The sequence below is a fragment of the Pelomonas candidula genome (assembly GCF_043555985.1).
GTDB classification, from domain to species: domain Bacteria; phylum Pseudomonadota; class Gammaproteobacteria; order Burkholderiales; family Burkholderiaceae_C; genus Pelomonas; species Pelomonas candidula.
The window spans coordinates 128731-142514 of the sequence record NZ_JBIGIC010000013.1; the positions used below are offsets into that span (position 1 = coordinate 128731).

Consider the following 13784-nt stretch of genomic DNA (forward strand, 5'->3'; position numbering starts at 1 on the left):
CCTGACGCCATGGACACCCGCACCTCCGAAACCCGCCTGCGCATCGAGCGCCTGCGCGACGCGCTGAACGCTCAGAACGTGCACGCCGTGCTCGTGCCGTCCAGCGACCCCCACCTCTCCGAGTACCTGCCCGAGCGCTGGCAGGGCCGCGAATGGCTGTCGGGCTTCACCGGCTCGGTCGGCAGTCTCGTCGTCACGCGCGACCGCGCGGCGCTGTTTGCCGACAGCCGCTACTGGACGCAGGCCGAGGCCCAGCTGGCCGGCAGCGGCATCACGCTGGAGAAGATGAACTCCGGCGCGTCGACGATCTACATCGACTGGATCGCCCAGCAGCTGCGGCCCGGCGAGACGCTGGCCGTGGACGGTCAGGTGCTGGGACTGGCACTGGCCAACCAGCTGCGCAATGGTCTGAGCCGCCAGGGCATCACGCTGCGCACCGACCTGGACCTGATCCAGTCCGCCTGGGACGCCCGCCCCGGCCTGCCCACCGCCGCCGTCTACGAGCACCTGGCGCCGCAGGCCGCCGTATCACGCGCCGACAAGCTGGCCAGCGTCCGAAAGGCGATGGCTGCCGCTGGCGCCACGCACCACCTCATCTCGACCGTCGACGACGTCGCCTGGCTGCTGAACCTGCGCGGCAGCGACGTCGAGTGCAACCCCGTCTTCATTGCCCACCTGCTGCTGGACGCGAGCGGTGGCCGCCTGTTCATCGCCGACGGCAAGGTGCCCGCCGACGTAAGCGCACGGCTCGCGGCCGATGGCATCCAGCTCGTGCGCTACGAGCAGGCCGCGGCGGCGCTGGCCGCGCTGCCGGCCGACGCGGCGCTGCTGATCGACCCACGCCGCGTGACGCTGGGCCTGCGCGAAGCCGTGCCGGCCGGCGTGAAGATCGTCGAGCAGATCAACCCCAGCACGCTGCTGAAGAGCCGCAAGACGCCGGCCGAGGCGGTGTTCGTTCGCGAGGCCATGGCCGAGGACGGCGCGGCGATGTGCGAGTTCTATGCCGAGTTCGAGGCCTCGATGGCCCGCGGCGAACGCTGGAGCGAGCTGGATGTGGACGCGAAGCTGTCCGCCCAGCGCCGCAAGCGCAAGGGCTTCGTGGGCCTGAGCTTCTCCACCATCGCCGGCTTCAACGCCAACGGCGCCCTGCCCCACTACCGCGCGCTGCCCGAGTCGTACTCGCAGATCGAGGGCAACGGCCTGCTGCTGATCGATTCCGGCGGCCAGTATCTCGGCGGCACGACGGACATCACGCGCGTCTGGCCCATCGGCACCGTCAGCACCGCGCAGAAGCGCGACTACACGCTGGTGCTGAAGGGCACGCTGGCGCTGTCGCGCACCCGCTTCCCGCGCGGCACGCTGAGCCCCATGCTCGACGCCATCGCCCGCGCGCCGCTGTGGGAGCACGGCCTGGACTACGGCCACGGCACCGGCCACGGCGTGGGCTACTTCATGAACGTGCACGAAGGCCCGCAGAGCATCTCCAAGGCCATCCCCGACGCCACGATGGCGATGGAGCCCGGCATGATCACGTCCATCGAGCCGGGTCTTTACCGCTCGGGCCTGTGGGGCGTGCGCATCGAGAACCTCGTGCTCAACGTCACCGTCGACACGCCGGAGAAGAACGCCTTCGGCGAGATCCTCGAGTTCGAGACGCTGACGCTGTGCCCGATCGACACGCGCTGCATCGACCTGAGCCTGATGCGCGCCGACGAGATCGCCTGGCTGAATAGCTACCACGCCACCGTGCGCGAGCGCCTGCAGCCGCTGGTCAGCGGCGCGGCGCTGGCGTGGCTGCTGGAGCGCACCGAGCCGCTGGCGGCCTGAAGCCCTGGCCTAGAGCCCCGCCCTCAGCGCCGGGTCGGCCACCGCGAAGCTGGCGGCCAGCTGCGTCTTCACGGCCGCCACTTCGGCAGCGGACTTGCCCTGCGCCTGCAGCGATTGCAACAGCCCGCGCAGCGCCCAGCCGCTGTGGGGATGCTCGGCCAGGTCGGTGCGAAAGCTCGCCTCGGCCTGCGCCCAGCGCGCGGCCTTGAGCTGCATGTCGCCCAGCGCCAGCCGCGAGCCGGCCGCCAGCATCGGTGGTTCCGCGCGGTCCACCTCCTTGCCAGCCTCGACGCCTTCGGCCTGCAGCTGCAACGCCGCGTCGACATGCCCTTCCGCCAGCGCAATCTCGGCGGCCAGCCGCGCGCGGGCCACCTGCGCCAGGCCGCGCACCGTCTTGTCCATGTCCTCGTCTCCGGTCCTGACCGCAACGAGCTTGTCCGCCGCGGGCGTGAGCAGCGCCAAAGCCTGCTTCGCGTCGTCCACGCGGCCGGTGCGCGCGAAGGCCACACCGCGCGCCTGCTGGCCCAGCACGGTGGCCACGCCGCGCCCACCGGCCGGCAACGGCTCGGCCAGCACGGCCTCCCACTGCTGCAGCCGCATCAGCGTCAGGATGGGGCGGCTGCGGACGTACTCGCCGTACTCGTAGTCCGCCTTCTGGGCACGCCCGGCCGCCGCGCGCGCGGTGGCGAGCGCCGCCTCGCCGCGCCCTTGCATCAGCGACGCGAACAACAGGTAAGCGCCGTTGTGGCTGCGCCAGTCCTTGCCCGTGGAGAAGCCCTGACGCGTCAGCTCGGCCTCGCGGGCATCGTCCAGCGCCAGCGCGCGCTCGTTGACGCCGGCCGCCTCGGCATAGCGCCCCAGCAGGCCGAAGGTGTGTGACGGCATGTGCACGAGGTGAGGTGAATGCGGCGCCAGCGCGCCGAGGCGCTCGGCTGCGGGCACGGCGCGATAGGCCTGCCGGGGCGTGTCCACCGCGTGGATCAGGTAGTGGTTCACGCCGGTGTGCTGCGGGTGTCGGGCCACGACGGCCTCCAGCCTCGTGGCGAGGTCGCCGATGCGGCCATGCGGCGTGCCCTGGTCGTCGTCCCACCAGTCGTCGCGTGTGGCGATCATCTCGGCCTCCGCCCACATCGACAGCAGGTCCGGGTCGTCCGGCGCGGCGTCGGCCAGCGCGTGGAGGCGGTCGGCGTAGGCCACGTCCAGCGGGTCGGCGCGCTTGGCGCCAGACCTACCCTGGCCGCAGACCGGCGCGGTCAACACCGCCACTTCGGCGCGCTGGCTGGCATGGGCGTAGCGCAGCGCCATCGCGTCGACCAGATCGCGCTCGCGCGGCGTGGCGGTGGCGCGCAGCCGCACGGCCAGGTCCACGTACTGCCTGGCCTCGGCCAGATCGCCTCGGTCCGGTGCGTTGATGTTGGGGCCGAGCTGCCAGGCCACGCCCCAGGCGCACAGCGTGCAACCGGGGTCGGCCGCCAGCGAGGCCTTGAAGCTGCGCACCGCCTCGACCTCGTTGAAGGCGTAGGCCTGGGCCATCCCCTGGGCGAACAGGCGGCGCGCGTCGGCCGAACCGGTGGTCGGCGCAAGGTCCACGCGGCCGTAGCCGTCCAGCTGCGGCGCCCGCGCGCTGCGGTCCACCTGCAGCGGCAGGCCCGAGCAGGACGCGAGCACGCACAGCGAGACCAGGCACAGGCGGGCACGGCAGAAAGAAGGCTGCGGCATGTTGTGGCTCCCAAAACGCCGAGCCTAGACCTGGGCCGGGCGCCCCGCCATCGGGCCGCGCCTTAGGCGACCGCGGCGCCGGCACGCGGCACAGCCGGATACCGCCACACCAGCGCCGCGCTGGCCAGCAGCATCAGCAGCACACCAAGGAACAGCGGCACCGCGCTGTCGGCCTGGCCCATGAAGGGCGCCACGACCTGCGTGCCCACCGAGCCGGCGGCCAGCAGCGCCAGCACCAGCAGCGCCGTCGCGCGGCCCATCTGCGCCGCCGGCATGGCCAGCGCGTCGCCAAACGTCGCCGGTCCGCGGATGGCCAGAGCGCCGCAGAAGCACATCCAGTAGGCCGCGACGACCGCGTATGGCGGCTGCCCGCACGCCAGCGTCACGCCCAGCGCCAGCACGCAGGCCACGACCTGCACGTTGCTGCCGAGCCGGACCACGCGCGCGTGGCCCAGCCGCCTGGCGAGCCGGCCAGACTGCGACGCACCGAGCATGAAGCTGCCCACGCCCAGCACCTGCAGCAGCGCGAACGCCGACGTGCCCAGGCCCAGCGTGTGCTGCAGCAACTGCGGCGCGCTGGCGAGAAAGGTCAGCAGCGCGCCGATGCACAGCGCATGCGAGCCCGCCAGCCGCAGGTAGCTGCGGTTGCCGAAGATGCCGCGGTAGCCCGCGTCGTGCGCGAGGTTGAGGCCGGGCAGCTTGCGCGGCGCGATCTTGACGACCCAGGGCAGTACCAGCAGCGACAGCCCCGCCAGCGCCCAGAACGTGCCGCGCCAGTCCACGACGCGCAGCATCAGCGCGCCCAGCACCGGGCCGGCGGCGGGCACGATGGCCTCGACCATGGAGATGGCCGCGATGCCGCGCACGACATCGGCGTCACCCAACGTGGCACGCACGACAGTCGGCGCCACGACGGTAGCGGCCGCCGCGGCCACGCCTTGCAGCAGGCGCATCATCAGCAGCACCTCGATGTTGGGCGCCAGCGCGCATCCCAGGCTGGTGAGGGCCAACAGCGCCAGCCCCACCTCCATGCAGCGCCTTGGGCCGAGGCGGTTCAGCAGTTCGCCCCACAGCAGCTGCGCACCAGCCAGGCCGGCGAGGTAGACGGCCACGGTGGCCTGGGCCAGCGAGACGCTGATGCCCATGCCGGCCTGCAGCGAGGGCACGGCGGGCAGGTACAAGTCCATCGCGGCCATGCTGACGCCAGTGACGAAGGCCAGCGGCAGGATGGTGCGTATCGACGCGGAAGCGGGAGGGGAATGCATGGGGACGCCTTCTTCACAGAGGGCGCCCTTGTCCAGTCGTCGGCACCGAGCGTGGCGGAGGCCTTGTCGGCCCCCGTCGCAGCACCCCTCGGCGGGACGGCGCCGCAACGCGGCGCGTGGTGCATTCTAGGAAGCTGCCGAAGCCGCAGCGGGCTGCTCGGTCAACCCGCGGGTTAGGCTGCGCGCATGGATCAGGTTGAAGTGGCCGTCATCGGCGCCGGCGTCGTGGGCCTCGCGGTCGCGCGCGAGCTGGCCCGGCGCGGGCGCGAGGTCGTCATCGTCGAAGCCGCCGGCGCCATTGGCACCGGCATCTCGTCACGCAACAGCGAGGTCATCCACGCCGGCCTCTATTACCCCGCTGGCAGCCTGAAGGCACGGCTGTGCGTGCGCGGCAAGGCGCTGCTCTACGACTACTGCGCGGCCCGCGGCATCACGCACCGGCGCTGCGGCAAGCTGGTCGTCGCGACGCGCACGGAAGACCTGCCGCGGCTGGAACAGATCGCCGCCAGCGGCGCCGCCAATGGCGTGAACGACCTGCGCCTGCTGAGCCGCGCCGAGACGCTGGCGCTGGAGCCCGCGCTGCAGGCGGCGGGCGCGCTGCTGTCGCCGTCCAGCGGCATCGTCGACAGCCATGGCCTGATGACGGCGCTGCTCGCCGACGCCGAGGCCGCCGGTGCCACGCTGGCGCTGGCCAGCCCCGTGACGGGTGGCGAGCGCGACGGCGAGACGTGGCGGCTGCGCGTCGGCAAAGATTTCGAGCTAGGGGCACGCCACGTCGTCAACGCGACCGGGCTGTATGCCGCGCAGGTGGCCGAGTCGCTCGGTGCGCCCGCACCTCGGCTGCGCTTTGCGCGCGGCCACTACTTCTCGCTGACCGGCCGGGCGCCGTTCTCGCGGCTGATCTACCCGCTGCCGGTGGACGGCGGCCTGGGCGTGCACCTGACGCTGGACCTGGGCGGCCAGGCCCGCTTCGGGCCGGACGTGCAATGGCTGCCCGACGCCGACCCGGCAATGCTGAACTACGCCGTCGACCCGGCCCTCGCACCCGCCTTCGAGGCCGAGGTGCACGCCTACTGGCCAGGCCTGCCGCCGGGCGCGCTACAGCCGGCCTACAGCGGCATCAGGCCCAAGTTGAACGGCCCTGGCGAAGCCGCAGCGGACTTCAGCATCGACACCGGCACGACCGGCCTCGTGCAGCTGTTCGGCATCGAGTCGCCGGGGCTGACAGCGTCGCTGGCGCTGGCCGAGGCGGTCGCTGCACTGCTCTGATCGATCAGGCCGTCGCGCTGACCTGCGACGACGTGGACGACGAGGACGAGGTCGACAGCCAGTTCTTCGCGATCTGGTCGTAGAGCTTCTGGGCCAGCTGCCCGATCTCGGGGTTCAGGCCTTTGCTCGAATCGGTGGCGTTGGCCGCCTGGGCCAGCACCTTCAGCTCACCCGCCAGCCGCTCGATCTCCGACACCGTGCCGTCCTTGTTGGCATCCAGCGGGTCGTAGTCGGTCGACGCGGCGCTCGTCGAACTGGCGCTGCTCGTCGTGGTCGACGTCGTGAGCGTGGTGGTGGTCGTGGTCGTCGTGCTGGACGAGCCGGACGCTCCGTCGGGCGGCTGCGGGCGGCCGGCCTCGAACTCGGCGCGCGAGATCTGGCCGTCGCCGTTGGTGTCCAGCGAGGCAAAGATGTCGTCGTCGTTGGCCGCGCCACGCTGCTGCGCGAAGTCCAGCGTCGAGGCCGGAGGCGGCATCAGGTCGCGCATGCCCTGGCTGAGCTCGTCCTGCGACAGGCTGCCGTTGCCATCGGTGTCCATCTTCTTCAACAGCGCCGCGCTGTCGACGGACTGGCCGCTCTGGGGGCCCTTCGCCAACATCGCCGCCAGCTCGGTGGCATCGACGCTGCCATTGCCATCGCTGTCCACCTTGGCGAACAGACGAGCTTCCATCTCGGCTCTGCGGCTCTGGCCGCTACCCCAGGTCTGGCTGACGCCGCCCAGGCCGCTGATCGTGGTCATGGTTACTCCTTCTCAAGGATTGAATCCGCCTGCCGACAAGGCTGCCGGCAGGTCGGGTCATTCTTGGGAGCGCGAGTAAGCGGCCCGTAGCCGCTGTGTATCGGGGTGGACACAAAGCAGGTTTTGATACCGCGAGTTGGCGGGCCATCGCCGGCCAGTTCAAGCGTTCTCTCTGAGGCGCCCGAAAACCGGCGTCCATCCCCCTTTGGGGGGAGACGGTGGGGGATGCAGCGCCGGACTCCCTCCTCGACCCCACCTAGGGGCGATACCCCGCAAGACGGTCGGCACCGAGACTGGCTTCATCAAACAGGAGCCACCATGCCACTCACTTCCGACAACGCCGCCCCCGCCGACACCGCCTGGGCAGCTGCCGACATCCTCAGCATCACGCTGCGTCAGCTGCGCGCCTGGGACGAAGAGGCCACCCGCCAGCGCGTCACCCAGCCCCGTGCCGACGAGGACGCCTGGGAAGGCACCGAAATCGACGTGCGGCGGACGGTGTTGTGAGCCCTGCCGGACCCGTGGGCTTCGCCGCCCTGCTGGCGCGCATGCCGCAGAAGTTCGTGGCCCAGCACAAGAAGGTCCAGGAGCGTGCATGCCACCGTCGCGAGGCGCAGGCCCGACGACTGCGCGAACTGGATCTCACCCGCCCCTCCCCTACGACCACCACCGCCAAAGGCAGTGCCTCGCCCGAGTGGCAGGACACCGTTGCTGACTTCACCACCCGCTGAGGACTGACCATGACTCTCGCCACCTCGATTGACGCGAATCGCCATCGCACCGCGGCACCGACCATCAGCGACTGGTCTTTCGACCGACTCGTCGGCCGGATCAGCGCCCGCGACCAGTGGGGCAACCTCGTGATGACCTTCGCAGCCGATCCCCTGTTCGGCCAACGCCTGGCCGCGGCTTTCAATTCAACACCTGGTGGCACATGCTTCGTCGAGCGTTCGGCGCCTGGCGAAACGCGCTTTGTCGAGCGACGTCAGCAACCGGCCGCGCGCCGGCAGATGCCGCCCGCGGTCTCGCTGAGCAGCCTGGCCGACAGTTGGCGCCACGTCGCAATTCCTGCCTGACAAGGACAGTCGGCCAGAAACGAAAAAGCCCGGCGGTGAGGCCGGGCTTTTCGTTGAATCACTTGGGGTGGCTGATGGGACTCGAACCCACGACAACAGGAATCACAATCCTGGACTCTACCAACTGAGCTACAACCACCGCTGAGCCAAAAAGTATAGCGCAAAAATCAGGGCGCGCTTGCGGCAGATGCCGGAGCAGCCACTTTGATCGCCGCCTTGTACTGAGATTTCAGTGCAGCCATGTAGGCCTGGCCTTCGGCGCGAGCCCAGGAGCTGGCGTATTGCTGGGCCGCACGCTGGTCGTCGATGACGGCTGCGTCGCGCGGTTGCAGCTGGTTGATGCGCACGACGACATAGCTGCCATCGTCGGCCACCACACCCACGGCAGTGGGCAGTTTGGTCGCATCGGCACCGAGCACCGCTTCGAGTTGAGCACGCGTGAAGGTCGCCGGCTTGGCGCGCGAGACGGTGACGGCGGCGTCCAGGCCGGCGGTGTCAGACGGCGTGGCCTTCAGCGCGGCCAAGCGGGATTCGCCGGCCTTCTTGGCTTCGGCGCTGGCGAGCTTGTTGACGAGCTGCGCGCGCACCTTGTCCTTCACGTCAGCCAACGGCGGCACGCGGGCCGGGTTGTATTGGACGACGCGGGCCGAGACGAGCTGGCTCGGGCCGGTCTCGACGGACTCTGTGTTGCGCTTGTTGTGCAGCGCGTCGTTGCCGAAGACGGCGTCCAGCAGCTTGGCCGAGGCCAGCGGGCCCGCGGCGCCGGGCTGAGGCTGGCGCGTGACGGTAGCCGTCTGGATCTGCAGCTTGAGCTTATCGGCAGCAGGCTGCAGGCTGTCGGACTGTTCGTAGACGAGGTTGCCGAACTGCTCCGCGGCCTCGGAGTAGCGACGCTGGGCGAGCTGCTTGCGCACTTCGGACTCAACCTCGGCACGCACGGCGTCGAAAGGCTTCTTCTCGCCGCCCCGGGCGCCGGTCATCTGGATGATGTGATAACCGAAGTCGGTTTCGACGAGGTTGCTGATCTCGCCCTGCTTCATCGCGTAGACCGCGGCATCGAACTCTTTGACCATGGCGCCACGACCGAAGAAGTCGAGGTCACCACCGTTGACGGCCGAGCCCTCGTCCTGCGAGTTCTTCTTGGCGACTTCCGCGAAAGAGGCCGGGTTCTTGCGCACCTCAGCCAGCAGCGCCTCGGCCTTGGCCTTGGCCTTGGCACGTTCCTCAGCGGGGGCGTTGCGGTCGACCTTGATGAGGATGTGGCTGGCGCGGCGCTCTTCGGGGACGCCATAGCGGCTGGCGTTCTCTTCGTAGTACTTGCGCAGGTCTTCCTCGGTGAAGCTGACATCCTTCTTCAGCGCTTCAAGATCGAGCACGACGTACTGGATCTGGGCCGATTCCGGCAGCTGGAACTTGGCGGCGTTGGCCGGCTCCTTGTAGAAGGCTTCGAGGTCGGCATCGCTGGGGTTGAGCTTGGCGGCGAAATCCTTGACGTCGAAGCGCTGCAGCTGCACCTCGCGTTGCTGCAGCAGTGCATCGAAGGCCAGCTTGGGCGCAGCGGCACCGGCGATGGCGGAGGTTTCGATGGGCGAAGTGACCTGGCGCAGCGCGAACGCCTGCCGCACGCGCTCGATGAAGCCCGTCGGCGTCAGGCCCTGTGCAGCGAGGATGGCCTTGTTGACCGTGCCATCCGGATTGCGCAGATCCTTGAATTCGGGGCTGTTGAAGATCTTGTCCTGGACGGACTCGAAGCTGGGCGTGAAGTGCTGGTGGTTGACCGCGGCCTGCAGCGTGCGCTCGGTGACCAGCCCCTCCAGCGCCTGATGCTTGACCTCGGGCGTGTCCAGCAGCTTGGCATCGATGGTGGGGTTCTGGCGGCGGACACGTTCCGTCTGCTCGCGCAGTGCCACGTCCCATTCGGCCTGGGTGATCTTGCGACCGTCGACGCTGGCCACGCCGGCGTTGGCGCCGCCCATCATGCTGGTGTAGCCCTGCATGCCGACGAAGGCGAAGGACGGCAGGATCAGCAGCAGCAGGATGAACTGGAACAGGCGCGTATGAGCGCGGACAAATTCAAACATCTCGGAAAGCCTTGAGGGTCTTGTGCGGCCGATCGGGCCCGCATGAAACGCATGTCGGAACGCAACGAAGGCGAACCGGGGTTCGCCTTCGAGGGGAAACGCATTCTATGGTGGGCGCTGACGGGCTCGAACCGCCGACAATCTCCGTGTAAAGGAGGTGCTCTACCAACTGAGCTAAGCGCCCGGTGAAACCGGGTGTGGCGCGCAAGGCGCCGGACCGGCGCGATTATCAGTTCACGGCGTCCTTCAAAGCCTTGCCGGGTTTGAACTTGGGCACCTTGGCCGATTTGATCTTGATCGTGTCACCAGTGCGCGGGTTGCGGCCGGCGCGCGCCGCGCGCTTGGTGATGCTGAAGGTGCCGAAGCCTACCAGCGAAACGGTGCCATTCTTCTTCAGCGTCGTCTTGACGCCGCCGATGACAGCTTCGAGCGCACGGCCCGCGGCGGCCTTGGAAATGTCGGCCTGCTTGGCGATGTGCTCGATCAATTCGGACTTGTTCACTCGTGCCCCCAGGATTGGATTCAGCGGTTGGACCCCGCACCCTGGGTCAGGATGCAGAGCTGCTAGCGAATGGCTGCCCGCGTACTGCCGGGAACCCGAGAAGGCCGCGAAATGGACGGCCCGGGCTCGCGCGGGGAAGCGGATTCTAGACGCGCGCCCGACGCGCCGGAGGGCGGGAAAAGTCCCGATACAACTCGAGAGGGTCCGCGCCGGTCAGCGGGCCTTGGCGCGGATTTCCGGCGCCGCCTTGCGCAGGTAATAGACCATCGACCAGATCGTCAGCACGACGGCCGCATAGATCAGCCAGGTACCCCATTCCTGCGTGTCGATGACGCCGAAGAGACGGCCGTGATACAGCAGGAAAGGGATGGCCACCATCTGCGCCGTCGTCTTGAGCTTGCCGACCATGTGGACGGCCACGCTGCGGGACGCACCGATCTGCGCCATCCACTCGCGCAGCGCCGAGATGGTGATCTCGCGGCCGATGATGACCAGTGCGACGAAGGCGTCCACGCGCTGCAGCTTGAGCAGCACCAGCAGCGCGGAGCAGACCATGAGCTTGTCGGCCACCGGGTCGAGGAAGGCGCCGAAGGACGAGGTCTGGTTGAGCTTGCGGGCGAGGTAGCCGTCCAGCCAGTCGGTCAACGCGACGACGATGAACAACGCCGTCGCGACCAGGTTCTGGAGGGCAGGCACCAGGTCCAGGTAGAACACCCCGACGATCAGCGGGATGGCCACGATGCGGGCCCAGGTCAGCAGAGTCGGGAGTGTCAGGAACATGGCGGCGATTGTGCCCAAGCCTGGGGCGTGCCCGAGGCTTGTTGTGGCTGCCAGCCGTCAGTCCAGGCTTCTGGGCTTGAAGCGGCGGTCCTCGTCGAACAGGAAGGTCTCGGTGAACCTCCAGGGTTCGGGCATGCGACGCACGTCACCGAAGGGCGCCGCACGGTGCACGGCGTCGATGGCCATCTGCAGCGTCTCGGGGCCGAACCGGGGCGGGCGCACGACGTTGATCTTGCGCACGCTGCCGTCGGCCTTCACCTCCACCTCCAGCACGATGAGGGTCAGCAGGTGCGCCGGCGCCGGTGTCATGAAGCTGCGCTCGGGGTTGGCCATGACGAGCCGCTCGGCCGCCTGGCGGCGCAGCTCTTCCGGCGAGCGCACCGGCTTGGGTGCCGGCATGCCCTGAGGCGGCCGGGCTGTCGAATCGGGCGCCTGTGCGGCGGGCGCAACCGCCGGCGCGGCAACGGGTGCCGGCCTGGCGGCGGGTGCGGGGGGAGGCGCTGGCGGCGTGGCGCCGCAGGCGGCCAGGAAGGGAGCGATCAGCCACTGCGCGGCGCGCTTGGAACGGTCGACGATCGACATGGTCTCCTCCAGGATTCGGGTCTTGGCGCGATCTTGCGCTCAGTGCAAGGCGCGGTAGATATCTTCGGCCAGCTCGCGCGAGATGCCTTTCACGCTGGCCAGTTCGTCCACGCTAGCGCCTGCCACGCCCCGCACGCCGCCGAAGCGCTGCAACAGTTGTGAGCGTTTCTTGGGCCCGACGCCCGGCACGTCCTCCAGACGCGAGCCGCCGGTGCGCGTGGCCGCCCGCTTGGCGCGCATGCCGGTGATGGCGAAGCGGTGCGCCTCGTCGCGGATCTGCGCGATCAGCATCAGCGCGGCGGAATCGCGGCCGAGGTAGACCTTCTCGCGGCCGTCGGCGAACACCAGCTCCTCCAGGCCGACCTTGCGGCCCTCGCCCTTCTCGACACCGGCAATGAGGCCGAGGTCCAGCCCAAGTTCCTCGAACACCTCGCGCGCCATGCTGACCTGGCCGCGGCCGCCGTCCACCAGCACGAGGTCGGGCAGCCGACCCGTGCCGAGCTGGGCGGCCTCGGCCATCTTGCTGTAGCGGCGCGTCAGCACCTGGCGCATCGCGGCGTAGTCGTCGCCGCCGGTGATGCCCTCGATGTTGTAGCGGCGGTACTGGCTGCTCTGCATCTGGTGGCCCTCGAAGACGACGCAGCTGGCCATCGTCGCCTCACCCGCCGTATGGCTGATGTCGAAGCATTCGACGCGGAACTTGTCGATCTCGGTGACGGACAAGTCCAGGGCATCGACCAACGCGCGCGTGCGCGCCTGCTGCGAACCCTCCTCCGCCAGCAGCCGCGCCAGCGCCAGCTCGCCGCCCTTGACGCACATCTCCAGCCAGATGCGGCGCTGGCCGCGCGGCTGGGCCTGCACGGTGACGCGGCTGCCGGCCTGGGTGCCCAACGCCTCGGCCAGGTCGGCATCCACGGCCTCGCTGACGACGATCAGCCCCGGCACCGGCGAGGCCAGGTAGTGCTGAGCCATGAAGGCCTCCAGCACCTGCCGCTCGGGCGACGGCGCTTCCTCGCCGTCCAGCTCGTTCTGGTGGATGGCCGTCGCGTCGTCGACATGCCTGGGAAAGAACGCGCGGTCACCCAGGTGCCGGCCGCCACGCACCATGGCCAGGTTCACGCAGGCCTTGCCGCCCTGCACCTTGACGGCCAGGATGTCCACGTCGCGCTCGCCGCCGGTGGCGCTGCTCTCCTCGATCACCTGCTGCTGCAGCACCTTGGACAGCGCCTGGATCTGGTTGCGCACCTCGGCCGCCAGCTCGTACTCGAAGCGCTCGGCATAGGCCGTCATCTGCTCCTGCAGCGCGGCCATGACCTCGTCGGTCTCGCCACGCAGGAATCGCTCGGCGCTCTGCACGTTGCGCGCGTACTCGCCCGTCTGGCCGGCCGGTACGCAGGGGCCCGAGCAGCGCTTGATCTGGTGCAGCAGACAGGGCCGGCTGCGGTTGTTGAAGACACTGTCCTCGCAGGTGCGCAGACGGAACACCTTCTGCATCAGCTGGATGGACTCCTTCACCGCCCAGGCGCTCGGGAACGGGCCGAAGTACTGGTGCCGCTTGTCCACCGCGCCGCGGTAGTACGCCATGCGCGGGTAGGTGTGCGACGTGATCTTCAGGTAGGGGTAGCTCTTGTCGTCCCGGAACAGGATGTTGAAGCGCGGGTTCAACGTCTTGATCAGGTTGTTCTCGAGCAGCAAGGCCTCAGCCTCGGTGCGCACGACCGTCGTCTCCAGCCGCGCGATGCGTGCCACCATCATGCCGATGCGCGTGCCACCGTGGTTCTTCTGGAAGTAGCTGCTGACGCGGCGCTTCAGGTCCTTGGCCTTGCCGACGTAGAGCACGTCGCCCTTGGCGTCGAAGTAGCGGTAGACGCCCGGCAGCGCCGGCAGCGCATTCACTTCGGCCACCAGTTTCTCGCGCACCTCGCGGGCCGCGGCCTCCATCTC

13 protein-coding genes, 2 tRNA genes and 1 riboswitch are annotated in these 13784 nt (G+C 69.3%); of the genes, 5 read left to right on the top strand and 10 right to left on the bottom strand.

Annotated elements, in window-relative coordinates; genetic code table 11:
• Window positions 1–9 precede the first annotated feature (9 nt).
• Window positions 10–1827 carry an aminopeptidase P family protein gene (locus ACG04R_RS22805; RefSeq protein WP_394415925.1) on the top strand — a complete coding sequence of 606 codons (1818 nt, stop codon included), beginning with the start codon at window positions 10–12 and terminating at the stop codon, window positions 1825–1827.
• 9 nt (window positions 1828–1836) lie between these two features.
• Here ACG04R_RS22805 and ACG04R_RS22810 read toward each other — a convergent pair whose 3' ends face one another.
• A complete protein-coding gene (locus ACG04R_RS22810) occupies window positions 1837–3546 on the bottom strand; it encodes a hypothetical protein (RefSeq protein ID WP_394415926.1) in 1710 nt (569 codons plus the stop codon).
• 62 nt (window positions 3547–3608) lie between these two features.
• The gene (locus tag ACG04R_RS22815; RefSeq protein WP_394415927.1) at window positions 3609–4811 is read right to left on the bottom strand and encodes an MFS transporter; all 1203 of its coding nucleotides are present in this window, start codon (window positions 4809–4811) and stop codon (window positions 3609–3611) included.
• A gap of 13 nt (window positions 4812–4824) precedes the next feature.
• Window positions 4825–4907: riboswitch (S-adenosyl-L-homocysteine riboswitch) on the bottom strand.
• A 90-nt stretch (window positions 4908–4997) separates the two neighbouring features.
• On the opposite strand from ACG04R_RS22815, the gene ACG04R_RS22820 reads away from it, so the two are divergent.
• On the top strand, window positions 4998–6080 hold the full coding sequence (locus tag ACG04R_RS22820) for an NAD(P)/FAD-dependent oxidoreductase (protein ID WP_394415928.1): 1083 nt from the start codon (window positions 4998–5000) through the stop codon (window positions 6078–6080).
• A 4-nt stretch (window positions 6081–6084) separates the two neighbouring features.
• Here ACG04R_RS22820 and xopAW read toward each other — a convergent pair whose 3' ends face one another.
• On the bottom strand, window positions 6085–6819 hold the full coding sequence (gene xopAW, locus ACG04R_RS22825; RefSeq protein WP_394415929.1) for a XopAW family type III secretion system calcium-binding effector: 735 nt from the start codon (window positions 6817–6819) through the stop codon (window positions 6085–6087).
• Between the two features lie 318 nt (window positions 6820–7137).
• Here xopAW and ACG04R_RS22830 point away from each other — a divergent pair, with 318 nt between their 5' ends.
• The 3 genes from ACG04R_RS22830 to ACG04R_RS22840 are packed head-to-tail and all read left to right on the top strand — an operon-like array spanning window position 7138 to window position 7895.
• Window positions 7138–7326 (top strand): hypothetical protein, encoded by a 189-nt coding sequence (locus ACG04R_RS22830; RefSeq protein ID WP_394415930.1) that lies wholly within the window; start codon window positions 7138–7140, stop codon window positions 7324–7326.
• A 14-nt stretch (window positions 7327–7340) separates the two neighbouring features.
• Window positions 7341–7550 (top strand): hypothetical protein, encoded by a 210-nt coding sequence (locus ACG04R_RS22835; protein WP_394415931.1) that lies wholly within the window; start codon window positions 7341–7343, stop codon window positions 7548–7550.
• Window positions 7551–7559: 9 nt separating this feature from the next.
• Complete coding sequence (locus tag ACG04R_RS22840; RefSeq protein WP_394415932.1) at window positions 7560–7895, top strand: hypothetical protein; 336 nt, start codon at window positions 7560–7562, stop codon at window positions 7893–7895.
• A gap of 63 nt (window positions 7896–7958) precedes the next feature.
• Here the strand turns inward: ACG04R_RS22840 and ACG04R_RS22845 are convergent.
• The 7 genes from ACG04R_RS22845 to uvrC form a co-directional block, all read right to left on the bottom strand.
• Window positions 7959–8034: transfer RNA gene (locus ACG04R_RS22845), tRNA-His, on the bottom strand.
• Window positions 8035–8062: 28 nt separating this feature from the next.
• On the bottom strand, window positions 8063–9976 hold the full coding sequence (locus ACG04R_RS22850; RefSeq protein WP_394415933.1) for a SurA N-terminal domain-containing protein: 1914 nt from the start codon (window positions 9974–9976) through the stop codon (window positions 8063–8065).
• A gap of 108 nt (window positions 9977–10084) precedes the next feature.
• Window positions 10085–10160: transfer RNA gene (locus ACG04R_RS22855), tRNA-Val, on the bottom strand.
• A 45-nt stretch (window positions 10161–10205) separates the two neighbouring features.
• Complete coding sequence (locus ACG04R_RS22860) at window positions 10206–10478, bottom strand: HU family DNA-binding protein (RefSeq protein WP_056201680.1); 273 nt, start codon at window positions 10476–10478, stop codon at window positions 10206–10208.
• A gap of 213 nt (window positions 10479–10691) precedes the next feature.
• On the bottom strand, window positions 10692–11258 hold the full coding sequence (pgsA, locus tag ACG04R_RS22865) for a CDP-diacylglycerol--glycerol-3-phosphate 3-phosphatidyltransferase (protein ID WP_394415934.1): 567 nt from the start codon (window positions 11256–11258) through the stop codon (window positions 10692–10694).
• Between the two features lie 57 nt (window positions 11259–11315).
• On the bottom strand, window positions 11316–11840 hold the full coding sequence (locus tag ACG04R_RS22870; RefSeq protein ID WP_394415935.1) for a hypothetical protein: 525 nt from the start codon (window positions 11838–11840) through the stop codon (window positions 11316–11318).
• A 39-nt stretch (window positions 11841–11879) separates the two neighbouring features.
• Window positions 11880–13781, bottom strand: a complete 1902-nt coding sequence (gene uvrC / locus ACG04R_RS22875; protein WP_394416001.1) for an excinuclease ABC subunit UvrC — start codon at window positions 13779–13781, stop codon at window positions 11880–11882.
• Window positions 13782–13784: the final 3 nt, after the last annotated feature.

What these genes read in the sequence shown, in the direction of transcription:
- ACG04R_RS22805 (WP_394415925.1), top strand. Translation starts at nt 10, where the DNA reads ATGGACACCCGCACCTCCGAAACCCGCCTGCGCATCGAGCGCCTGCGC.
- ACG04R_RS22810 (WP_394415926.1), bottom strand. Translation starts at nt 3,546, where the DNA reads ATGCCGCAGCCTTCTTTCTGCCGTGCCCGCCTGTGCCTGGTCTCGCTG.
- ACG04R_RS22815 (WP_394415927.1), bottom strand. Translation starts at nt 4,811, where the DNA reads ATGCATTCCCCTCCCGCTTCCGCGTCGATACGCACCATCCTGCCGCTG.
- ACG04R_RS22820 (WP_394415928.1), top strand. Translation starts at nt 4,998, where the DNA reads ATGGATCAGGTTGAAGTGGCCGTCATCGGCGCCGGCGTCGTGGGCCTC.
- xopAW (WP_394415929.1), bottom strand. Translation starts at nt 6,819, where the DNA reads ATGACCACGATCAGCGGCCTGGGCGGCGTCAGCCAGACCTGGGGTAGC.
- ACG04R_RS22830 (WP_394415930.1), top strand. Translation starts at nt 7,138, where the DNA reads ATGCCACTCACTTCCGACAACGCCGCCCCCGCCGACACCGCCTGGGCA.
- ACG04R_RS22840 (WP_394415932.1), top strand. Translation starts at nt 7,560, where the DNA reads ATGACTCTCGCCACCTCGATTGACGCGAATCGCCATCGCACCGCGGCA.
- ACG04R_RS22850 (WP_394415933.1), bottom strand. Translation starts at nt 9,976, where the DNA reads ATGTTTGAATTTGTCCGCGCTCATACGCGCCTGTTCCAGTTCATCCTG.
- pgsA (WP_394415934.1), bottom strand. Translation starts at nt 11,258, where the DNA reads ATGTTCCTGACACTCCCGACTCTGCTGACCTGGGCCCGCATCGTGGCC.
- ACG04R_RS22870 (WP_394415935.1), bottom strand. Translation starts at nt 11,840, where the DNA reads ATGTCGATCGTCGACCGTTCCAAGCGCGCCGCGCAGTGGCTGATCGCT.
- uvrC (WP_394416001.1), bottom strand. Translation starts at nt 13,781, where the DNA reads ATGGAGGCCGCGGCCCGCGAGGTGCGCGAGAAACTGGTGGCCGAAGTG.